The 20,016-nt window shown below is 72.4% G+C and carries 19 protein-coding genes; 10 read left to right on the forward strand and 9 right to left on the reverse strand.

The window, feature by feature from the left end:
• Positions 1 to 18: 18 nt before the first annotated feature.
• A complete protein-coding gene (locus tag IG62_RS0121540) occupies positions 19 to 1,146 on the reverse strand; it encodes a MerR family transcriptional regulator (RefSeq protein WP_030805559.1) in 1,128 nt (375 codons plus the stop codon).
• Between the two features lie 87 nt (positions 1,147 to 1,233).
• Complete coding sequence (locus tag IG62_RS0121545; protein WP_030805561.1) at positions 1,234 to 2,553, reverse strand: amidohydrolase; 1,320 nt, start codon at positions 2,551 to 2,553, stop codon at positions 1,234 to 1,236.
• 188 nt (positions 2,554 to 2,741) lie between these two features.
• Here IG62_RS0121545 and IG62_RS0121550 point away from each other — a divergent pair, with 188 nt between their 5' ends.
• The 4 genes from IG62_RS0121550 to IG62_RS0121565 all read left to right on the forward strand — a co-directional run bounded on the left by IG62_RS0121550 (position 2,742) and on the right by IG62_RS0121565 (position 7,376).
• Complete coding sequence (locus tag IG62_RS0121550; RefSeq protein ID WP_030805564.1) at positions 2,742 to 3,773, forward strand: methyltransferase; 1,032 nt, start codon at positions 2,742 to 2,744, stop codon at positions 3,771 to 3,773.
• A gap of 144 nt (positions 3,774 to 3,917) precedes the next feature.
• Positions 3,918 to 5,075, forward strand: a complete 1,158-nt coding sequence (locus IG62_RS0121555; protein ID WP_030805568.1) for a low temperature requirement protein A — start codon at positions 3,918 to 3,920, stop codon at positions 5,073 to 5,075.
• A 359-nt stretch (positions 5,076 to 5,434) separates the two neighbouring features.
• Positions 5,435 to 6,268, forward strand: a complete 834-nt coding sequence (locus IG62_RS0121560; RefSeq protein ID WP_030805571.1) for a L,D-transpeptidase family protein — start codon at positions 5,435 to 5,437, stop codon at positions 6,266 to 6,268.
• Positions 6,261 to 7,376 (forward strand): P1 family peptidase, encoded by a 1,116-nt coding sequence (locus tag IG62_RS0121565; protein WP_030805575.1) that lies wholly within the window; start codon positions 6,261 to 6,263, stop codon positions 7,374 to 7,376. Before IG62_RS0121560 ends, IG62_RS0121565 begins: the two co-directional genes overlap by 8 nt.
• 214 nt (positions 7,377 to 7,590) lie before the next feature.
• Here the strand turns inward: IG62_RS0121565 and IG62_RS0121570 are convergent, their stop codons facing one another.
• Entirely contained in the window at positions 7,591 to 8,307 is a 717-nt protein-coding gene (locus IG62_RS0121570; RefSeq protein WP_030805579.1) for a VIT1/CCC1 transporter family protein, read from the reverse strand.
• A gap of 83 nt (positions 8,308 to 8,390) precedes the next feature.
• Here IG62_RS0121570 and IG62_RS0121575 point away from each other — a divergent pair, with 83 nt between their 5' ends.
• Entirely contained in the window at positions 8,391 to 9,023 is a 633-nt protein-coding gene (locus tag IG62_RS0121575; protein WP_234326661.1) for a YIP1 family protein, read from the forward strand.
• 67 nt (positions 9,024 to 9,090) lie between these two features.
• Here IG62_RS0121575 and IG62_RS0121580 read toward each other — a convergent pair whose 3' ends face one another.
• Complete coding sequence (locus IG62_RS0121580; RefSeq protein ID WP_030805585.1) at positions 9,091 to 9,405, reverse strand: hypothetical protein; 315 nt, start codon at positions 9,403 to 9,405, stop codon at positions 9,091 to 9,093.
• Between the two features lie 284 nt (positions 9,406 to 9,689).
• Here IG62_RS0121580 and IG62_RS0121585 point away from each other — a divergent pair, with 284 nt between their 5' ends.
• Both IG62_RS0121585 and IG62_RS0121590 read left to right on the forward strand, forming a co-directional pair.
• On the forward strand, positions 9,690 to 10,940 hold the full coding sequence (locus tag IG62_RS0121585) for a CaiB/BaiF CoA transferase family protein (RefSeq protein WP_030805588.1): 1,251 nt from the start codon (positions 9,690 to 9,692) through the stop codon (positions 10,938 to 10,940).
• A gap of 83 nt (positions 10,941 to 11,023) precedes the next feature.
• Positions 11,024 to 12,355 (forward strand): L,D-transpeptidase, encoded by a 1,332-nt coding sequence (locus IG62_RS0121590; RefSeq protein ID WP_030805590.1) that lies wholly within the window; start codon positions 11,024 to 11,026, stop codon positions 12,353 to 12,355.
• Positions 12,356 to 12,509: 154 nt separating this feature from the next.
• Here IG62_RS0121590 and IG62_RS0121595 read toward each other — a convergent pair whose 3' ends face one another.
• Complete coding sequence (locus IG62_RS0121595; RefSeq protein WP_030805592.1) at positions 12,510 to 13,385, reverse strand: NAD(P)-binding domain-containing protein; 876 nt, start codon at positions 13,383 to 13,385, stop codon at positions 12,510 to 12,512.
• Between the two features lie 195 nt (positions 13,386 to 13,580).
• Positions 13,581 to 13,907, reverse strand: coding sequence for a hypothetical protein (locus IG62_RS0121600; RefSeq protein WP_158795072.1), 327 nt, complete (start codon positions 13,905 to 13,907; stop codon positions 13,581 to 13,583).
• 56 nt (positions 13,908 to 13,963) lie between these two features.
• Between IG62_RS0121600 and IG62_RS0121605 the strand changes: the two genes are divergently transcribed.
• Genes IG62_RS0121605 through IG62_RS0121615 form a run of 3 tightly spaced genes read left to right on the forward strand, consistent with a single transcriptional unit; the run spans position 13,964 to position 15,484 of the window.
• Positions 13,964 to 14,290, forward strand: coding sequence for a type VII secretion target (locus IG62_RS0121605; RefSeq protein ID WP_078872136.1), 327 nt, complete (start codon positions 13,964 to 13,966; stop codon positions 14,288 to 14,290).
• A gap of 25 nt (positions 14,291 to 14,315) precedes the next feature.
• On the forward strand, positions 14,316 to 15,062 hold the full coding sequence (locus tag IG62_RS0121610) for a hypothetical protein (protein ID WP_030805598.1): 747 nt from the start codon (positions 14,316 to 14,318) through the stop codon (positions 15,060 to 15,062).
• A 32-nt stretch (positions 15,063 to 15,094) separates the two neighbouring features.
• Positions 15,095 to 15,484, forward strand: coding sequence for a hypothetical protein (locus IG62_RS0121615; RefSeq protein WP_051798388.1), 390 nt, complete (start codon positions 15,095 to 15,097; stop codon positions 15,482 to 15,484).
• A gap of 80 nt (positions 15,485 to 15,564) precedes the next feature.
• On the opposite strand, the gene IG62_RS0121620 is transcribed toward IG62_RS0121615, so the two are convergent.
• The 3 genes from IG62_RS0121620 to IG62_RS0121630 all read right to left on the reverse strand — a co-directional run bounded on the left by IG62_RS0121620 (position 15,565) and on the right by IG62_RS0121630 (position 19,671).
• Positions 15,565 to 17,664 carry a PTS fructose transporter subunit IIABC gene (locus IG62_RS0121620; RefSeq protein WP_030805602.1) on the reverse strand — a complete coding sequence of 700 codons (2,100 nt, stop codon included), beginning with the start codon at positions 17,662 to 17,664 and terminating at the stop codon, positions 15,565 to 15,567.
• Positions 17,665 to 17,836: 172 nt separating this feature from the next.
• A complete protein-coding gene (pfkB, locus tag IG62_RS0121625; RefSeq protein WP_030805604.1) occupies positions 17,837 to 18,784 on the reverse strand; it encodes a 1-phosphofructokinase in 948 nt (315 codons plus the stop codon).
• An 80-nt stretch (positions 18,785 to 18,864) separates the two neighbouring features.
• Positions 18,865 to 19,671: a DeoR/GlpR family DNA-binding transcription regulator gene (locus IG62_RS0121630; RefSeq protein ID WP_030805606.1), complete on the reverse strand. Its 807-nt coding sequence runs from the start codon at positions 19,669 to 19,671 to the stop codon at positions 18,865 to 18,867.
• Positions 19,672 to 20,016: the final 345 nt, after the last annotated feature.

A 20,016-nucleotide genomic window follows, 5' to 3' on the forward strand; every position in this document is an offset into this window, starting at 1 on the left:
CCGCGGCGCTGACGTGGGCTACGCCGCCGCCACCGCGGCCGTGCGTTCCGCCCGCACGTCGGCCACCACGCACCCCACGTTGTCGGGGGCGCCCGCCGCGCGGGCCAGGGCGATCAGCTCCGTCACGGCCTCGGCGGGGTCCGCGGCCGTGGCGAGCACCTGCTGGAGCGTCTCCGGCGGGACCACGCCGGCCAGGCCGTCGGTGCAGAGCAGGTACCGCTCACCGGGGCGGGCCTCCAGGAGCGTCACGTCGGGGGCGAAGTCGGTGGTCGCGTCGAGGGAGCGCAGGAGCAGGGCGCGCTGGGGGTGGGTGGGGGCCTCCTCGGGGGTGAGGCGGCCCTCGTCGATCAGGGACTGCACGAAGCTGTGGTCCTGGGTGAGGCGGATGAGGCCGGTGTCCCGCAGGACGTAAGCGCGGGAGTCACCGATGTGCAGCAGTCCGAGCCGGCCGCCATGGTGGAGGAGGGCGGTGAGTGTCGTACCGGTGGTGTGGGCCGTACTGCCGGCGCCCGTGGGGCCGCCCGCCGACGGTGCGTCCCGGAGGGCCTGGTGGGCGCGCCCGGCCGCCTCCTCCAGCGCGGCCAGGAGGTCCGCCGGCGTCAGGTCGCCCCGGTCGTCGGCGTCGAGGTGCCGGAGGGCGTCGATGGCCGCGGTGGCGGCCGCGGCGCCGTCGGGGCCGTAGCCGTCGGCGACCGCCAGCAGCCGGTGACCCGCGTGGGCGGCGTCCTGGTTGGCCGGGCGGACCAGGCCGCGGTCGGTACGGGCGGCGGCGCGCAGGGTCAGCGGCGTGGACGATGCGGTCATGGTGGTGGGGTCCTTCCTGGAGAGCTGGTCCACGAGGAAGGCGGCCAGGTCGCGGCGGGCTGCCGTGTCGGCCTCGACCTGCGCCCAGTACGCGGCGACCGCCTCGGCCGCCGCGGCCGGTGCCAGCTCGCACACCTCACGGATGCGGGCCAGCGGCATGCCGAGCCGGCGCAGCCAGGCGACCAGCCGGGCCCGTTCCAGCTGGGCCGGCGCGTAGTGCCGGTACCCGCTGTGCGGGTCGACCCGGGCCGGGCGCAGCAGACCGAGCTCGTCGTAGAGGCGCAGGGCCTTCGGCGAGAGCCGGGAGGCGCGGGCGAACGCGCCGATGGTCAGCAGTTCCACGCCGCACCTCCCCTCTGCACGCCGTCCTCCTCGTGCCGGGCACCTCGCCCGGCTCCACCGATGCTGGGGCTTCCCCCAAGGGCAAGGTCAATCGCCCGCCCGCGCCCCGTCTCCCAGCTGGTTGAGCGCCGCCGCCGTCAGTGCCTCGACGCCCATGGTGAGGGTGGGCCGGACGACCGGGGCGAAGTGCGGCGAGTGGTTGGAGGGGATGTCCTGGGCCAGCCGGCCGGCGGCCAGCGCGGTCCGGAAGGCGTCGGGGTCCCAGCCGCCCAGCCACCAGTAGTAGAGGGGCGCACCGGCCGCGGTCGCCAGCAGCCCGGCGTCCTCGCTGCCGGTCGCCGGTTCGTAGGCGAACAGCCGCTGTTCGCCGAAGAGTTGGGTGAAGTCCCGGTTGACCTGCGTCAGGAGGTCGGTGTCGTTGACGGTGACCGGGAAGGTGTCGAGCGTCGTGATCTGCGGGTCGCGGTCGGCACCGGAGGCGGCGGCCTCGGCACGGGCGATGCGTTCGATGGCGGCCAGGACGGCGGTGCGTACCGTCTCGTCGAAGGTGCGGACGCTCAGCCGGACGACGGCGCGGTCGGGGATGACGTTGGCGGAGTCGCCGGCGTGGAAGGAGCCGACAGTGACCACGGCCCGGTCCTTGGGCGCGACCTCGCGGGCCACCACGGTCTGGACGCGCTGGACGAAGGAGGCCGCCATCAGGATCGGGTCGATGGTGGTCTCGGGCCGGGAGCCGTGGCCGCCGGTGCCGTGGAAGGTGATCTCCAGGCTGTCGGCGGCGGCCATGCAGGCGCCGGCGCAGTACGCGATGAGCCCGGCGCCGAACGGGGCGACGTGCTGGGCCAGCACCACGTCGGGGGTGGGGACCAGGCGCTCGCTGTAGAGGCCGGCCTCGATCATCGCCCGGGCTCCGCTGCCGACCTCCTCGGCGGGCTGGAAGAGGACGACGAGGGTGCCTGACCAGTGCGCGCGGCCCGCGGCGAGCAGGTCGGCGGCGCCCAGCAGGCAGGTGACGTGCACGTCGTGGCCGCAGGCGTGCATCCGGCCGGGGACGGTGGAGGCGTAGTCGAGGCCGGAGTCCTCGGTGACCGGCAGCGCGTCCATGTCGGCGCGCAGCAGCACGACCGGGCCGGGGCCGTTGCGCAGCACCCCGGCGACGCCGGTCTTGGCGATGCCGGTGGTGACGTCGTAGCCGTGGCCGGTCAGCCGGCGGGCGACCTCGGCGGCGGTGCGGGTCTCCTGGAAGCCGAGTTCGGGGTGGCGGTGGAGGTCCTTGTAGAGCGCTTCGAGGTCCGGGAGGCGGTCGTCGAGGCCGGCGAGGACGGCGCCGGGCGTGGTCGCTTCCGCGCTGTCGGTCCGTTCTGCCGTATCGGTCTTTCCGGTCTGGTCGCTGTCGCTGTCGCTCATACGCGCATTCGACCATGAACCGCCGCCCGGCATCGAGCGCCGGCCCACCGGCCGTACGCCCGCTGCCCTGGCCGGACTTAGCGGTTGGTCAGCACCGTCTCCGTGACACCACCGCCGGCTGCTGCAACCGTAAATCACCCGCCTGCGAGCGTCGATCCGCAGGCCGAGCCGACGACCGGAGGCAGACGTTGGCCACCTCATCCCAGCGACCGACCGGCGCGCCCCAGGACATCGCGGCCCACCTGATGGACCACGCCATGGGGCACCTCTTCTCCGCGGCGTTACGCACCGCGGCCCAGCACCGCCTCGCCGACCACCTCGCCGGCGGGCCGCGCACCGTCGAGCAGCTCGCCGCCGCCACCGGCACCCACGCCCCGCACCTGCGCCGGGTGCTGCGCTACCTCGCCGCGCGGGGCATCTTCCACGAGGACGCGACCGGTGCCTACCGGCTGACCCCGGCCGCCCGGCCGCTGCGCACCGACGTCCCCGACTCCCTGCACACCGCCGTCCTGATGGCCACCGACGAGCTGTTCCTGCGGACCGCGGCCGGGATGCCGGAGGCGGTACGGCACGGCGGCGCGTCCTTCGAGCGGCTCTTCGGCACGCCGTTCTTCGACCATCTGGCGACCGCGCCGGCCACCCGGCAGCTCTTCGACGACGGGATGGCGTCACTGTCCGCGCCGGTGGACGAGGCGGTGGCCGACGCCTATCCGTTCCCCCCGGCCGGCACGGTCGTGGACGTCGGCGGCGGCCGCGGCGGGCTGCTGCGTGCCGTGCTGCGCCGCCGTCCGCAACTGACCGGGGTGCTCTTCGATCAGGCTCCGCCGCTCGCCCACCACCTGCTGGACGGCGACGAGTTGAAGGGTCGTTGGCGCACCCAGGAGGGCGATTTCTTCGCGGCCGTGCCCGAGGGCGGGGACGTGTACGTCCTCAAGCACGTGCTGCACGACTGGCCGGACGACCACTGCCGGCGGATCCTGCGGGCCTGCCGTGCGGCGATGACCCCCGGCAGCCGGTTGCTGGTCGTCGACTGCGTGCTGCCGCCGGGCAACGCCCCGCACTTCGGCAAGACCCTCGACGTGGCGATGATGGCGGTCCTCGACGGGCAGGAGCGGACCGCGGAGGAGTTCGCGACGCTGCTGTCGGCGGGCGGGTTCCGGCTGACGCGGGTGCTGCCGACCGCGGCGTTCCCGTCGATCGTGGAGGCCGTCGCCGAGTGACCGCCGCGCCGCGCCCCCGGATGCCGCGCGACACGCCGTGCGCCCCTCGTGGGCGGCATCCGCCACCCGCGCTCTACTGGTCACGTCCGCCCCGGCCGACCTGCCTTCCCGGCCGGCCGGCCCCGGCCGACGAGAGGAGCCGATGTGCCGGTCCGCATGCGCGCCCGCCCCCGCGACGAGGCGCACCGCGCCGCCACCCCGCTGGAGCTCTTCTTCGACCTGTGTTTCGTCGTGGCGGTCGCCCAGGCCGGCCGCCAGTTGGCGCACGCACTGGCGGCGGGCCACTGGGGGCACGGCGTGTCGGGCTATCTGATGCTCTTCTTCGCCGTCTGGTGGGCGTGGATGAACTTCAGCTGGTTCTCGTCGGCGTACGACACCGACGACCCGCTGTACCGCGTGGTGACGCTGGTCCAGATGGCGGGTGTGCTGATCCTGGCGGCGGGCGTGCCGCGGGCGTTCGTCCGCAGCGACTTCACCGTCATCTGGTTCGGCTTCCTGGTGATGCGGCTGGCGATGGTCGCCCAGTGGCTGCGGGCCGCCGTGGGCAGCGCGGGCGCCGAACGGCGGACCGCGCTGGGCTACGCCCTGGGGGTGACGGTGTGCCAGGTCGGCTGGCTGGGTCTGCTGGTCCTGCCCCGGCCGGACGTGCCGTGGGTGTTCCTCGTCGTGGGCCTGCTGGAGCTGGCCGTTCCGGCGCTGGCGGAGCGGGCATGGCAGACGACCTGGCATCCGCACCACATCGCCGAGCGGTACGGCCTGTTCACCATCATCGTGCTGGGGGAGACGGTCGCCGCGGCCACCGTCGCGGTGCAGGCGGTGCTGGACGAGCACGGCGCGCTGGGCAGCCTGCTGCCGATCGCGGCCGGCGGGCTGCTGGTGGTCTTCTGCGCGTACTGGATCTACTTCGCGGTGCCCATCCACCTCCATCTGCGCTCGAACCGCCAGGCGTTCGTGTGGGGCTACGGGCACTACCTGGTGTTCGCGTCGGCGGCCGCGGTCGGGGCAGGCATCGAGATCGCGGTGGAGCAGGCGTTCGGGAAGACGCGGCTGTCGACGGCGGCGGCCGCCGCGTGCGTCACGGTGCCGGCCGCGCTGTTCATGTCCACCGTCTGGCTGATCCATTCCCGTCACCAGAAGCGCGGGGCGGCGCAGCAGCTGGTGCTGCCGGTGTCGGCCGTACTGGTGCTGGTGTGCACCTTCGCGGGCCGCTGGGCGGTGCTGGCGGCCGGGCTGGTGGCGTCGGCCGCGGTCGCGGTGGGCGTCACCCTTACGGCCCGTCAGGGCACCGCTCTGGCGGAATAGGCCCGGACCGGCCCGACGGACCCCCGGCAGGGCGTCCCCCATAAGCGTGCCGAACGGCCGTACCTGTCCGGGCACCACCCTGATTCCGCATCAGATCCGGCCATCTTCGGGCCCACCCCGGGCCCCTGGTCAGCAACACCGGCGGCGCCGCCCGTCAGCCCATTCCCCGTCAATTACCCACCAATGGATCCCACTTCCCAGGAGCTCGCGCTGTTGTTCCCCCGGCTTCCCCCCGGCCAGCGGAGGCGCCCCGACACAGACGCGGTAGGGTGCAGATTGCCCTTTTTATGACAGGGGGAGTCCCTTACGGGAGGCCCCGGAGGGCACGCCCACCGTCCGTACCTGAGGAGACGCCAGACATGGCCCGCCACGCCCAGACCCGCGCGCGGACGAGACTGTCCCGGCGCAGCAAGGCCGTGAGCGGTCTCGCCCTCTCCACGCTCGTCGGCACCGCCCTGTGGGCGTGGCCGGCATCGGGTGACGACCACGAAAGCCGGACCGACGCCAAGAGCACCATGTCCACGATGGCTTCCGGCCCGGACACGCCACGCACGCCCGCCGCCGCGGCGAAATCCGCCCCGAACGCCGCACCCGGCGTCCCGGCCGGCCAGCCCATCCCCGGCCTCAGCGACGCGGCCCGCAAAGCGATACCGGCCGACTCCCGGCAGGTGCTCGTCGTCACCGGCAAGGGCATGGACTCCTACGAGTCCCAGGTCGTCCTCTACACCCGCGCGGAGGACTCCGACACCTGGGAGCCGGGCCCCACCTGGTCCGCGCACAACGCCGCCCACGGCTGGACCGACGACCACCGCTACGGCGATCTGCGCTCCCCCATCGGCGTCTACTCCCTCACCGACGCCGGTGGCCGGCTGCCCGCCCCGGACGGCACCAAGCTCCCCTACGACCACAACGACAGCTTCGTCGCCGACGGCACCGGTGTGGAGGGCGAGCCGCTGGCCGGCGCCTTCGACTACGTCATCGCCATCAACTACAACCGCGAGCCCGGCACCTCCCCGCTGGACCCGCACCGCCCCTGGGGCGACTCCAAGGGCGGCGGCGTCTGGCTGCACGTCGACCACGACGGCCCGACCCAGGGCTGTGTGAGCCTCAAGCCCAAGGTGATGCGGGAGCTGCTGCGCACCCTCGACCCCGATCTGCACCCGGTCATCGTGATGGGACCGGCCCATTACTGAGCAGGCCGCGGCCGCCGGGCTCCCCGCCGGGCCGCGGGACGCGCTGACCGACGTCCTCGGCCTGCGGGTCGGCCACGCCCGGCGTACCGGCGGGGGCGCGCTGACCGGCACCACCGTCGTCCTCGCCCCGGAGGGCGGCGTGGTCGCGGCCGTCGACGTGCGCGGCGGCGGCCCCGGCACCCGGGAGACCGACGCGCTGGACCCGCGCAATCTCGTGCCGCGCATCGAGGCGGTCGTCCTGACCGGCGGCAGCGCCTACGGTCTTGACGCCGCGTCCGGTGTCGTCGGCTGGCTGGAGGACCACGGCCGCGGCTTCCGCGTCGGCCCCGACCCCGCCCAGGTCGTACCGGTCGTCCCGGCCGCCGCACTGTTCGACCTGGGCCGCGGCGGCGACTGGCGGGCCCGCCCGGACGCCGCCCTGGGCCGCGCGGCCGCCGAGGCCGCCGCGGCCACCGGCCCCGGCGCGCCGGTCGCCGAGGGCAACACGGGCGCCGGCACCGGCGCCGTGGCCGGCGGCTTCAAGGGCGGCACCGGCACCGCCAGCGCGGTCCTTCCCTCGGGCGTGACGGTTGCCGCGCTGGCCGCCGTCAACGCCGCGGGCTCGTTCGCCGATCCCCGCACCGGCGCCCTCTACGGCCTGCCGCACGCCACCCCGCCCGACCCCGAGGTGCACACCGCCGCCCTCCGCCGCCTGGCCGAGGCCCGGAAGACCTCCGCGGCCCGCTTCGCCGCCTCGGTCCGCCCTCCGCTGAACACCACCCTCGCCGTGGTCGCCACCGACGCCGTGCTCACCCGCGCCCAGGCCCAGAAACTCGCCGGCACCGCGCACGACGGGCTGGCCCGCGCGCTCCGCCCGGTGCACCTGCTCTCCGACGGCGACACCGTCTTCGCGCTGTCCACCGCGGCCCGCCCGCTGCTCCCCGACGAGACCGCCGCCACCGACCCCGCCTTCGGCGTCCATGCGGAGGCCGGTGCCCTGAACGACGTACTGGCCGCCGGTGCGGACGTACTGACCCGCGCGGTGGTGCGGGCCGCACTCACCGCCCGGACGGTCGACGGCCCCGGCGGCTACTTCCCCTCGTACCGGGACCTGTACGAGGGTTGCTGAGCGCCCCTTCGGGGTGCGGAGGGTTTTCAGCGGGCGGGCGTGAACCGGGCGGGCAGCCGCCTCCCCTCGTACCCGGACCGCCACCAAGGCGGCCGAGCGACCTACCGGGGTGCGGACGGTTTTCACCGGGCGACGGTGAACCGGACGGACGGCCGCCTCCCCTCGTACCGGGACCTGTACGGGGGCGGCCGAGCGGCCTTCCGGAGCGGTCGCGTCAGGCGCCGGCGGCGCCCAGCAGGGTTCCTGCCACGTAGGTGACCGCCATGGCCAGTGCGCCGCCGCCGGCGTTCCGCAGTACCGCGCGCCCGGGCGGCGCGGCACCCAGCCGGGCGCTGGACCAGCCGCAGACCGCCAGCGCGACCAGCACCGCCACCACCGTGATCCACAGCCGGTGCGCGGCGGGCGGCAGCACGATCGCCAGCAGCGGCAGCAGCGCCCCGGCGGTGAAGGCGAGGAAGCTGGCCGCGGCCGCGTGCCAGGGGTTGGTGAGTTCATCGGGGTCGATGCCCAGCTCGACCTCGGCGTGCGCGCGCAGCGCGTCGTGTTCGGTGAGCTGCTCGGCGACCTCGCGGGCGAGCTGCCGCTCCAGCCCCTTGCCCTCCAACAGGTCGGTCAGCTCGACCAGTTCGGCCTGCGGTGCGGTCGCCAGCTCCCGCCGCTCCAGGGCCAGCGCCGCCTTCTCCGAGTCGCGTTGGGTGGACACCGAGACGTACTCGCCGGCCGCCATCGACATCGACCCGGCCAACAGCCCGGCCAGACCGGCCGTCAGCAGAGTCGTGCGGTCCTGGGTCGCGCCGGCCACCCCGACGACCAGCCCGGCCGTGGACACGATGCCGTCGTTGGCGCCGAGCACCGCCGCCCGCAGCCAGTTGAGCCGGCTGCCGAGGCCGCCGCCGTGCGCCTCGTCGTGCTCCGGAGTCTGCAAGGTCACCTCCTGAGGGTCTCACCTGTATCCCTTGTGCCCCGCCCGACGCCCCCGCCGCACCCCGGTTCGGCCGGTGGTAGAACGGCGGTATGTCCGCACCGCCCCCCTCCCGCCCTCCTCAACACCCGCCGCCCACGCTCGTCCAGCCGGCTCCCGAGGCGCCCGCAGCGCCCGCACCACGCCGCCGGCTGTGGTGGCACCGGCTGATATTCGGGCTCTGGTACCGGCCGGTGGAGGTCCTGGACGAGGCGCGGGACCGCAGCGCGTGGAGCGCGGCGGTGCTGCTGTCGTTGATCAGCGGCGGCATCGGGGTGCTGTCGGTGCACGCGTTCCGCGGCCAGTGGGCGGCCGACCGCTCGGCCGCGCTGCAGCTCGTCGGGCTGGCCGAGGCCGGGGTGCTGGCGGCGAGCCTGGCACTGGGCGCGGTGACCCATGCGATAGCCCGCACGCTCGGGGGCAGCGGACGGTTCGCGCCGACCGCGAGCCTGTTCATCGTGCTCTTCTGGGTGACGGACCTGCCGCGGCTGGCGATCGTCGCCTGGCTGCCGACCGACGCCACCTTCGTCCAGGCCGCGACCTGGACGACCTGGGGCTTCGGCTACGTCCTCGCGGTGCTGCTGATACGCGGCCAGCACCACCTGCCGACGGGGAAGTCGGCGCTGTCGGTGACGGTGCAGATGCTGGCCGCACTGGCCCTGCTCAGGCTGGGCCCGGTCCGCTGAACCGGGCCGGCACTCGCTCGCCCGTCCCAGGGGCCGGCCGTTCCGGATCCGGCCCCCGCGGCACCGGTCAGCTGCGGCTGGTCAGCTGCCGGACGAGCTCCTCGAACGCCTCCCGCTCCGCGGCGCTCAGCTCCACGCACTCCGCCGGGGGCCCGGCCGGCCCGGTCTGCCGGGGCACCGAGCAGAGCAGCTCCGGCGGTTCGGGGAGCCGCTCGGGGCCGGGCGTCGCGTACCGCATCCGCATCTCGTGCCGGTCGCGCCGCATGGCCGCCTCGTACCGGCCGTTCCGCAGCAGTCTGACGATGCCGACGACCCAAAGCACGGCCACCGCGAGGAGCACGCCGAGGCCGATCTGCTGCAGAATCGATACGGAGGGGAGCATGCGGTCCTCCAGGACGTATGAGGCGCTGGGCTAGAGCCAGTAGACACCACGCATCCACGGTTACAACAGAGGATCTTGGGACTTAAGTCCCGAAGTGACGCATCTCCTATGACATTTCGCTACATTTCTGGCAGGCCTCCGGGTCCGTACGACTGCGTATACGTACCGAAGAGGCCGACCCGTCAGGGTCGGGGACGTGTCCTTGGACACCCCGGACGCTTCCCCGCGGTGCGGCGGGCCGCCCACGATGGCGGCACATCGCCCGCGACGTGAGGAGCACCGCCGTGCCGCAGCCGCCCCGCCCGCCCGCGTCCCCGCCCGCCCGGGCCCTCGACGGCGTCCTCGTCGCGGACTTCAGCCGGGTGCTGGCCGGCCCGCTGGCCGCCGCGACGCTCGCCGACCTCGGCGCCGAGGTGATCAAGGTGGAGCGGCCGGGCACCGGTGACGACACCCGCGCCTGGGGCCCGCCGTTCGGCCCGGACTCCGGCCCCGAGGACCCGGAAGGAAGCAAGGGCGGCGCTCAGCGGAGCCGTACGGCCGCGTACTTCGACGCCGCCAACCGCTCCAAGCGGGGGCTCGCCCTGGACCTCGGCGATCCGGCCGACGCGGCCGCGGCCCGCGAGCTGGCGCGGCGGGCCGACGTACTGATCGAGAACTTCCGCCCCGGCTCGCTCGCCAAATACGGCCTGGACCACACCGCCACCCGCGCCGCCAACCCGGGCCTGGTGCACTGCACCATCACCGGGTTCGGCTCCGGCGCGGGGGCCTCGCTGCCCGGCTACGACTTCGTCGTGCAGGCCGTCGGCGGGCTGATGAGCATCACCGGCGAGCCCGGCGGCCCGCCCCTCAAGGCGGGGGTCGCCCTGGTGGACGTGCTGACCGCCAAGGACGCCACGACCGGCATCCTCGCCGCGCTGCGGCACCGCGACCGCACCGGCCGGGGCCAGCTGGTGGAGGTCAATCTACTGTCGTCCCTGCTCGGTTCGCTGGTCAACCAGGCGTCCGGCCACCTGGCCACCGGCCGCGACCCGGGCCCGATGGGCAACCGCCACCCGAGCATCGCCCCGTACGAGACGCTGGCCTGCCGGGACGGGCGGCCGCTGGCGGTGGCGGCGGGCAACGACCGCCAATTCCGGGCCCTGGCCACGGCGCTGGGCGCCCCGGAGCTGGCCGACGACCCCCGCTTCGCGCGCAACCAGGACCGGGTGCAAAACCGTAGAGACCTCATCAAAGCGCTGGAGGATCGGCTGGCCTCCGACACCCCGGAGAACTGGACCGATCGCCTGCTCGCCGCCTCCGTCCCCTGCGGCCCGGTCAACACCCTCTCGCAGGCCTTGGAGTTGGCCGGACGGCTCGGACTCGACCCGGTCACCCCCGTCGGCGAGGGCCGGATCCCCCAAGTCACCAGCCCGCTCCGGCTCTCGGACACGCCGGTGACGCCACCGACGGCCCCACCCCGCCTGGACGAACACGGCACCGCGCTGCGAACCTGGCTGTCGGGACCGGCCGACCATCCCCTCCCTTCCGAAATGTGACCTTCGTCACAACATGGCCTGACCCGCAACCAAATCTGCCCGTAGATGCTGTTTACCAGCACGGAAATACACAACACCCCTGTATGGAGCAGCTCGTGACATCGCCGGACACCCCCGCGCCCGATCGGTCCCGCACCCCGCACCAGCTGTTCCCGTCAGCCGAGCAGCAGGTGACCGGCGCCCCGCGCCGCACCCGCCGGATGCGTCGCACGCTCGCGGTGACCGCCCTGCTCGCAGCGGGTGCGCTGGCCCTGTCGGCCTGTGGCGGCGACGCCGAGGCCGGGGGCAACGACGACGGGAAGAACGGCCAGGCGGGCGCGGACGCCGCGGCCAAGAAGGACGCCTCGGCCGCCAAGATCACCGTCTCCTCGAAGGACGGCGCCACCGACGCCAGCATCAACGACACCGGTGTGAAGGTCACCGGCGGCAAGTTGACCGACGTCAAGCTCACCGTCGCCGACACGGGCGCCACCGTGGCGGGCGCCATATCGGCCGACGGCACGTCCTGGAAGCCCGGCGTCCAGCTGGAGCGCGGCACCAAGTACAAGATCACGGCGAACGCGAAGGACGCCAAGGGCCGTTCGGCCACCGAGAACGCCACCTTCTCGACCGTCTCGTCGGCCAACAGCTTCATCGGCACCTACACCCCCGACAACGGCAAGACCGTCGGCGTCGGCATGCCGGTGTCCTTCAACTTCGACAAGGTGATCACCAACAAGAAGGACGTCCAGTCCCACATCAAGGTGACCTCCAGCAGCGGCCAGGAGGTCGTCGGCCACTGGTTCGGCGCCCAGCGCCTGGACTTCCGGCCGGAGGACTACTGGAAGGCCGGCTCCAAGGTCACCATGAAGATCGACCTGGACGGCGTGAAGGGCGGCAACGGCATCACCGGCGTGCAGTCCAAGACGGTGTCCTTCACGATCGGCCGCTCGCAGGTCTCCACGGTCGACATGAACACCCAGACCATGACGGTCAAGCGGGACGGCAAGGTCCTCAAGAGGGTCCCGATCTCCGGCGGCAGCCCCGAGCACCCCACCTACAACGGCCAGATGGTGATCTCGGAGAAGTTCGAGCAGACGCGGATGGACGGCTCGACGGTCGGCTTCGGCGGTGAGTACGACATCAAGGACGTCCCGCACGCCATGCGGCTGTCGTCGTCCGGCACCTTCATCCATGGCAACTACTGGGGCTCCCCGTCCGTCTTCGGCAACTCCGGCACCAGCCACGGCTGCGTCGGCCTGCGCGACAGCAAGGGCGGCGGGGGCGACACCCCCGGCAAGTGGTTCTTCAACGAGTCGCTGGTCGGCGACGTCGTCATCGTGAAGAACTCCCACGACAAGATGGTCCAGCCGGACAACGGCCTCAACGGCTGGAACCTCTCCTGGTCCGACTGGAAGGCAGGCAGCGCGACCTGACACGCGCCCCCACCAAGCAAAGCGGTGGCCGGTCCCGGAAGGGGCCGGCCACCGCTTGCTACCCACCAGCTCGCAGGCCCGCCCCCACCCACCGTCTTCCCGCCCCCCAACGGGACGGGACCGCCAGGTACGTGGGCAGGCAGCCCCAGGGGCTCTACCGCATCAACAGCTCCACCACCCCCGCGAACCCCTCGCTCCCGTGGCCGTCCGCCACCCGCCGCTCCATCAGCGCCAGCACCGGTGCCCACAGCTCCGGGCTCACCCCCTGCGCCCGCGAGACGTCCCCGAGGGCGTCGTGCGAGACCTGCATGGCCAGCGGCGACCCGGTGACCGAGTAGTCGCCGGAATCGATCTGCTCCGCCATCGCGGGCAAGCTGCCGGCCATCGCCTGGATCCAGGGCACCAGCAACGTGCTCGTGAAGCCGGTAACCGACCCGCCCGCCGAGCGGATCAACGCCGCGGCGTGCGCGAAGCCGCCGAACATCCCGTACATCCCGCTCAGCAGCGCAAGATCATTGAGCGGTGCGAGCCCGGGCTCCTCCCCCAGGTAGACGCTCCGCGCGAACGCGTCCAGCAGCCCCCGGTGCGTGTCGAAGGCCGTCCGGGACCCGCTGTACAGCACGAACGCCTGCGGCGTCGCCAGCATCTCCGGTACGGCCATGATGCCGCCGTCGAGGTACTCGCCCCCGAGCGCGGTCACCCGCTCCGCCATCTCCCGGGCTTCCTCGGGCGACCCGTTGGTCACATTGACCACCACCCGCCCCTGCAACCCCGCCAGCCCGCCGGCCTGTTCCAGCAGCGGCCCGACATCGCCGTAATCCAGGATGCAGACGATCACGACGTCACAGCCGTCCACCGCCTCGGCCACCGACCCGGCTTCCCGCGCCCCCCGCGCAACGAGCTCCCCGGCCCTCCCCGGCGTACGGTTCCACACCCGCACCGCATGCCCGCCCGCCACCAACGCCCCGGCCAGCGCACTCCCCATGCTCCCCAGCCCCAGCACCGCAACACCGGTCTTCTCCACCGACACGACAGAACTCCCCCTCCACCTGGGTACTCGCGATCTCTCGCTCTCTCGATCTCTCGATCCGTCGCTCAGTCTTGACCCAGGCAAAAGCAGGAACAAGTACCCACTTTTCAGTGCGTACTTACCTGGAGGTGGCCGACTTACTTTCAGGTGAGTGAGGCGCGGAATCCAGAGCCGGCGCCCACTCCTTCACCCCCGTCAGAGCACGTCCTGCAACAGCAGACACAACCCCACGGCGAGCGGATAACACCCCACCCCGACCAGTACCAGCGCCCGCCGCGAGGCCCGCCGCCCGTACCAGACGAGCCCCAACCCCGCGTGCATCACCACCGCCGCGAGCACGGGAAGGTCCTTGCGCAGCCCATAGGCGAACGCGAAATACAGCCACATCCAAGGGATGAGCACCCCGAAGGCCAGGGGGAGGTACGACCAACCACGCACCTGTCGCTGCAGATATTCGTCGGCCGGGTTGGCGGGCTCCAAAGGCGGTAGATCATTGCCACTGCCACCGAAATTCCTTATCATCGCTACAAACTAACAGCGGGCAATATTCGAGTCAAGAGTAAACCAAAAGGGCACGCGTGGAATTTTCGGTCGAACCGGACGATTTGAACGCATTCGGCAAGCAAGTACAGCGAGCGGCCGATGACGTGGAAGAGGCGCGGGACTACATCAAACGTTCTTGCGAGATGTTCGCTTCTGACGTGGGCCCGATTTCAACGGTGGCGCAGCTGTGGGGCGGCGGACACGAAGACGTCGTAGGGCGCGTCCAGAACACCATGAAGGCGCTGCACAAAATCCTGGCCAGCTCTTCGGAAGAATTGCTGAAATCTGCGAGGCATTACGACACTACGGACCGGGAGGAATCCCGGAAGATGGACGCCACATACCCGGCGTCCAAGCGGTGAGCAAGCAGCGGACGAGGGGACAGGCATGGGATTCGCAGACGTGGCCGAGCCGACCAGCCGCCTGGTGGCACCACATGTCGACGCGGACAAAGACGAGCCGGAGGGCGGGGTCGTCAAGGATCTGCTGTCGTTCGGCGACGTATTGAGTCCGTCCTGGTTGATCAGCAAAGGATTGGAGCTCGCCTTCGACTTCAATCCTGTCGACGAGGCCAAGAAATTGATTGCCGGCGACTGGGTCGAATATGCCCAGTGCGCCAAGGCGTGGAAGGCCATGGGGGATTTCTGCGAGGACCTGTCGAAGAATATCGCGGCCGGAAACAAGACCCTGGACTCCTCTTGGAGCGGAAACGCCGCAGACGCCGCGTATATCTATTTCGAGACCCTGGCCAGAGACCTGGACCAGATGAAAGAATCTTTCGTCGCCCTGAAGGAGAACTACGAGAAAACCTATGAAGAGGTTTGGAATGCCGCCGAGGCGTGTGGCGATTTGCTCAGTGGAATTCTCGACACCGCGGCCCTGGTCGGACTGACGGCGCTGGCCGGGGCCTCAACCAGTTTTACACTGTTCGGACCGGTCATCGCGGCAGGTGCAGTGGCCGGAGAAATCATCGCGATGATCAATATGTGGTCCAAACTGACCACCACCATCAGCGCCCTGCAGACCGCGATCAACGGCTCGGTGGGAATCGTGAGCGGCATCAGCGCGTCGATCGAGAGCAAGACCATCAACTTCCCCGTGCCGGGGCGGGCTTACGACAGCCCGGTGGCGTAGCAGACGGGCGTCGGTGAAGAGGGGAGAGTGCAGTGCAGCATGGCAATGAGCAGCGCGAGGTCGGTGACGAGGAGTTCATGAGCCTGGCGCGCGACGAGGCCAAGGCGAGGATGCTCAGGAAGATCATGCAGAATCTTTCCCGGGGCAACGAGGGCGATCCGCTCACGGAGATGGCCAGGGACGTGATGTCGGGGCGCAAGGGGATCCGGGAGGCCATTCGGGAAGCTCCCCAGGACGAGTCCCTCCTCGTAAGGTTCGAGACCTTTCAGCGGCGCTGGGATTCCCTGTCGGAAAGCGACCGTCTGGCGGCCGAACGCGAGGCCAGGAGCTACCTGGAGGAACAGCGTCAGGAAATCGTGACGGAGCGGGAGGCCTCCCAGCGGGCGAGTTCGACTCCCCCGCGGCACAGCGCCCGGCGCTGAGAGCGCTGAGAGTCCGCGGCAAGCAGGCCGGGGCCCGGGCCGCCCGTGGTGGCGGTCCCGGGCCCCGGTGGGGTGGAGGGTCAGGCGGCGGCCGGGACGGGGTGGTCGGGGGACGGGGTTTCGGCCGGGGTGGTGGGGGTGGGCCTGCGGAGGGTCTTGAGGAGGAGGACCAGGGCGGTGCTGACGCAGGTACCGACGGCGATGGCGAGCAGGTAGAGGAGCGGCTGGCTGATCAGCGGGACGACGAAGACGCCGCCGTGCGGGGCCCGCAGGGTGCAGCCGAAGGCCATCGACAGGGCGCCGGTGACCGCGCCGCCGACCATCACGGAGGGGATGACGCGCAGCGGATCGGCGGCCGCGAAGGGGATCGCGCCCTCGGTGATGAAGGACGCCCCGAGCACCCAGGCCGCCTTGCCGTTCTCCCGCTCCGTCTTGGTGAAGAGCCGCCCGCGGACGGTCGTCGCCAGGGCCATCGCCAGCGGCGGGACCATACCGGCGGCCATCACCGCCGCCATCACCTTCAGGCTGCCCTCGTTGGGGTTGGCCAGACCGCCGACCGCGAAGGCGTAGGCGACCTTGTTCAGCGGCCCGCCGAGGTCGAAGCACATCATGAGGCCGAGCAGCGCGCCGAGGATGATCGCGTTGGCCCCGGAGAGGCCGGACAGCCAGTCGGTCAGCCCCTTCTGCAGTGCGGCGATCGGCTTGCCGACCACCAGGAACATCAGGAAACCGACGAGTGCCGAGGACAACAGCGGGATCACCACGACCGGCATGATGCCGCGCAGCGGTGCCGGGACGTTCAGGCGCTGGATCGTCATCACCACCCCGCCCGCGAGGAGACCGGCGATCAGTCCGCCGAGGAAGCCCGCGTTGATGGTGAGCGCGATCGCCCCGCCGACGAACCCGGGGACCAGCCCTGGCCGGTCGGCCATGCCGTACGCGATGAAGCCGGCCAGCACGGGGACGAGGAAGCCGAAGGCGACGCTGCCTATCTGGAACAGCAGGGCCGCCCAGCTGGCGGACTCGGTCCAGAGGAAGTGGTCGGCGACGGACGGCGCCTTGTTGATCGTGTAGCCGCCGATCGCGAAGGCGAGCGCGATGAGCAGACCACCGGCGGCGACGAACGGAACCATGTAACTGACGCCGGTCATCAGCCACTTGCGCAGGCGGGTGGCGTAGCCGTCGGCGGCGTCGGCGCCCCGGTCCAGTGGCACGGCGGCCCGCGCGGCGGTGCCGGTCCCGCCGATCTCACCGGTCTCGCCCCGGGCGGCCTTCTCCCGTACCTCCGCGATGAGTTCGGCGGGGCGGTTGATGCCCGCCTTCACCCCGACGTCGACGATCGGCTTGCCGGCGAACCGCTCCCTGTCCCGTACCTCGACGTCATGGGCGAAGATCACGCCGTCCGCGTCGGCCACGACCTGCGGATCGAGCCGCTTGAACCCGGCCGAGCCCTGCGTCTCGACGAACACCTCGACTCCGGCGGCCCGTCCGGCCTTCTCCAGCGCCTCGGCGGCCATGTAGGTGTGCGCGATGCCGGTGGGGCAGGAGGTGATGGCGATGAGGCGGAAGGGGGCGGGGGTGGGAGTGGGAGTCGGGGCGGGGGGGGTTTCGGGGGCTGCGGGGGTCTCCGGCTTCGGAGCGGCTTCTGGGGCGGCCTCCGGCTCCGGGGCGGCTGCGGGCTCCGGCTCCCGAGCGGCCGTCGGCTCCTCCGCCGCAGCGGCCTCCCCCGGCTCCTCCGGTGTCTCGCCCCGTATCAGCGCCGCCGTGCGGCCCGGCTCGGTGGCGGAGCGCAGGGCTCCGGTGAAGGACTCGTCCATCAGGTGGCGGGCGAGGGTGGAGAGGATCGACAGGTGGTCCGCGTCGCCGCCGGCCGGGGCCGCGATCAGGAAGATCAGGTCGGCCGGGCCGTCCGGCGCCCCGAAGTCGATTCCGGCGGCACTCCGCCCGAAGGCCAGCGTCGGCTCGGTGACGTGCGCGCTGCGGCAGTGCGGGATCCCGATCCCGCCGTCCAGTCCGGTCGGCATCTGGGCCTCGCGCGCGGCCACGTCCGCGAGGAAACCCTCCAGGTCGGTGACGCGACCGGACGCGACCATCCGCTCGGCCAGCGACCGTGCGGCGGCGTCCTTGGTGTCTGCGGACAGGTCGAGATCGACCAGTTCCGCGGTGATCAGCTCGCTCATCGCGGGCTCCCTTCCGTACCGGCCCGAGCGCCTGCCGGGCGACCGACCCTCGCGAACAACTCGTCGGCGGACCGCAGCACGCGCACACACTCCGCGGCTGCCACCGCCCTGCTTCCGCTCCCCCGGCTACTGCTCCCGCTCCCCCGGTTCTTGATGACGCCCGTCCGCCCGTTCATGACACCGGCTCCGTCAGCGGCCGGTCGTACGGCACGTCATCGGTGGTCATGACCGCCGCGGGAGCGAGATCCCGCGGGGTCGGCATCTGGCTGCCGGGCAGTTGGACGGCGGCCGCGCCGTGCGCCACCGCGGCGGCCAGCGCGGCCTTCCCCTTACCGCCGGCCGCGAGGAATCCGGCCAGTGACGCATCGCCGGCCCCCACGTTGCTGCGGACGGCGGCGACCGGCGCGCTGCCGAAGTGGGTGCCGTCCTCGTCGACCAGCAGCTGGCCGTCCGCGCCCAGGGAGGCGAGTACCGCCCGCGCACCGCGCGCCCGCAGCTCCTCGGCGGCCTTGACCGCCTGGCCCACGGTCGCGAGCGGGCGGCCGACGGCCTGTGCCAGCTCCTCGGCGTTCGGCTTGACGACGTCCGGCCGTTCGCGCAGGGCGGCGGTCAGCGACGGGCCGGACGTGTCCAGGGCGATCCGGGCCCCGGCGCCGTGCGCCCGGGCGACCAGCTCCGCGTACCACTCGGGCGCCAGGCCGCGCGGCAGGCTGCCGCAGCAGGCGATCCAGCCGGCGCCCGCCGACCGCTCGCCGACCGTCGCGAGCAGCGCTTCCGACTCGTCGGCGGACAGCTCGGGACCGGTCGCGTTGATCTTGGTGAGGGTGCCGTCGGGTTCGGCGACCGAGATGTTGGAACGGGTCTGGCCGGCCACCGGTACGCCCACCACCTCGATCCCCTCCCCGTTCAGCAGCGCGGCCAGCGCCGCACCCGCGGGGCCGCCCAGGGGCAGTACGGCGAGGGTGCGGTGCCCGGCGGCGGTGAGCGCCCGGGAGACGTTGACGCCCTTGCCGCCGGGGTCGATCCGGTCCGCGGTGGCCCGGAGCACGGCCCCGCGGTCCAGCGCCGGGATCTCGTACGTCCGGTCCAGACTGGGGTTGGGCGTGACGGTGAGGATCATGGGCGCCTTCGAGGGGCTCACGGGCGTCTCGGAGGGGGCCGTGAGCGTCTCGGAGGGGGGCATGGGTGTCTCGGAGGGGGTCATGCGCGTACTACTTCCGTGCCCGCGCGCTCGATGGCGAGGGCGTCGTCGGGGCTCAGCCCGGTGTCGGTGATGAGCAGGTCCACGTCCGAGAGGTCGCCGAAGCGGGCGAAGTGCCGCTGCTCGAACTTGCCGGAGTCGGCGAGCAGGACGACCCGGCGGGCGGCGCGGATCAGCGCCCGCTTGACCGCGGCCTCCGCCAGGTCGGGGGTGGTCAGCCCGCCGTCGAGGGAGAAGCCGTTGGTCGCCAGGAACAGCACGTCGGCGTTGATCTCGCGGTAGGCGCGCAGCGCCCAGTCGTCGACCGCGGCCCGGGTACGGTGCCGGATCCGGCCGCCTACGAGGTGCAGGGTCAGCCCGGGGTGGTCGGCCAGCCGCGCGGCCACCGGAAGGCCGTGGGTGACGACGGTCAGCTCGGCCTCCAGCGGGATCTCGGCGGCGAACCGGGCGGCCGTGGTACCGGCGTCCAGGATCACGCTGCCGAAACCTCGGTCGCGGGGGGCGCCACCGCCGTGCTCGCCGTTCTCGCTGCCCGGGAGCTCGGCGAGGGCGGCGCGGGCGATGCGCACCTTCTCGTCGGCGGCGACGCCGTCCCGCTCGGCGAGGTCCGGCTCGAAGTCCAGCCGGCCGGCCGGGATGGCGCCGCCGTGCACCCTGCGCACCAGACCGGCCCGGTCCAGCGCCTTCAGGTCGCGCCGAACGGTCTCGGCGGTGACCTGGAACTCCTCGGCGAGCGAGAGCACATCGACCCGCCCGCTCTCACGGGCCAGTCTCAGGATCTCCTGCTGCCGCTCCGGTGCGTACATCGCGTTTATGTCCGTTTCCCTGCCCGAACCTGTGGTTTCTCTGTGATGCTACGCCCACATGATGGCTAAGTAAACAGACTCGGGCGTCGGTCGGACTCAAACAGACATCGACGGGGGGCACCCCAGTAGCAGGGGCGGGCCCCGGCGGGCAGGGGCGGGGGCAGGGGCCGCGCCCGCTCGGCCCCCACGCCTGCACCTGCACCCACACCCACACCCACACCCACACCCGCACCCGCACCCGCACCCGCACCCGCACCCGCACCAAGCAACCGGGCGCCGCAACAAAAAAGCGAGCCCCGACGCCGCGAAGGGCGCCAGGGCTCGTCCTGCTTGCCGGGGAGGGGT

The sequence above is a fragment of the Streptomyces sp. NRRL S-337 genome, from assembly GCF_000720175.1.
Lineage (GTDB): Bacteria > Actinomycetota > Actinomycetes > Streptomycetales > Streptomycetaceae > Streptomyces > Streptomyces siderophoricus.

Bases quoted from the DNA above. Each gene is read 5' to 3' on its own strand.
- IG62_RS0121545 (WP_030805561.1), bottom strand. From the start codon at position 2,553: ATGAGCGACAGCGACAGCGACCAGACCGGAAAGACCGATACGGCAGAA.
- IG62_RS0121560 (WP_030805571.1), top strand. From the start codon at position 5,435: ATGGCCCGCCACGCCCAGACCCGCGCGCGGACGAGACTGTCCCGGCGC.
- IG62_RS0121575 (WP_234326661.1), top strand. From the start codon at position 8,391: ATGTCCGCACCGCCCCCCTCCCGCCCTCCTCAACACCCGCCGCCCACG.
- IG62_RS0121580 (WP_030805585.1), bottom strand. From the start codon at position 9,405: ATGCTCCCCTCCGTATCGATTCTGCAGCAGATCGGCCTCGGCGTGCTC.
- IG62_RS0121590 (WP_030805590.1), top strand. From the start codon at position 11,024: ATGGAGCAGCTCGTGACATCGCCGGACACCCCCGCGCCCGATCGGTCC.
- IG62_RS0121600 (WP_158795072.1), bottom strand. From the start codon at position 13,907: ATGATAAGGAATTTCGGTGGCAGTGGCAATGATCTACCGCCTTTGGAG.
- IG62_RS0121610 (WP_030805598.1), top strand. From the start codon at position 14,316: ATGGGATTCGCAGACGTGGCCGAGCCGACCAGCCGCCTGGTGGCACCA.
- IG62_RS0121620 (WP_030805602.1), bottom strand. From the start codon at position 17,664: ATGAGCGAGCTGATCACCGCGGAACTGGTCGATCTCGACCTGTCCGCA.
- pfkB (WP_030805604.1), bottom strand. From the start codon at position 18,784: ATGATCCTCACCGTCACGCCCAACCCCAGTCTGGACCGGACGTACGAG.
- IG62_RS0121630 (WP_030805606.1), bottom strand. From the start codon at position 19,671: ATGTACGCACCGGAGCGGCAGCAGGAGATCCTGAGACTGGCCCGTGAG.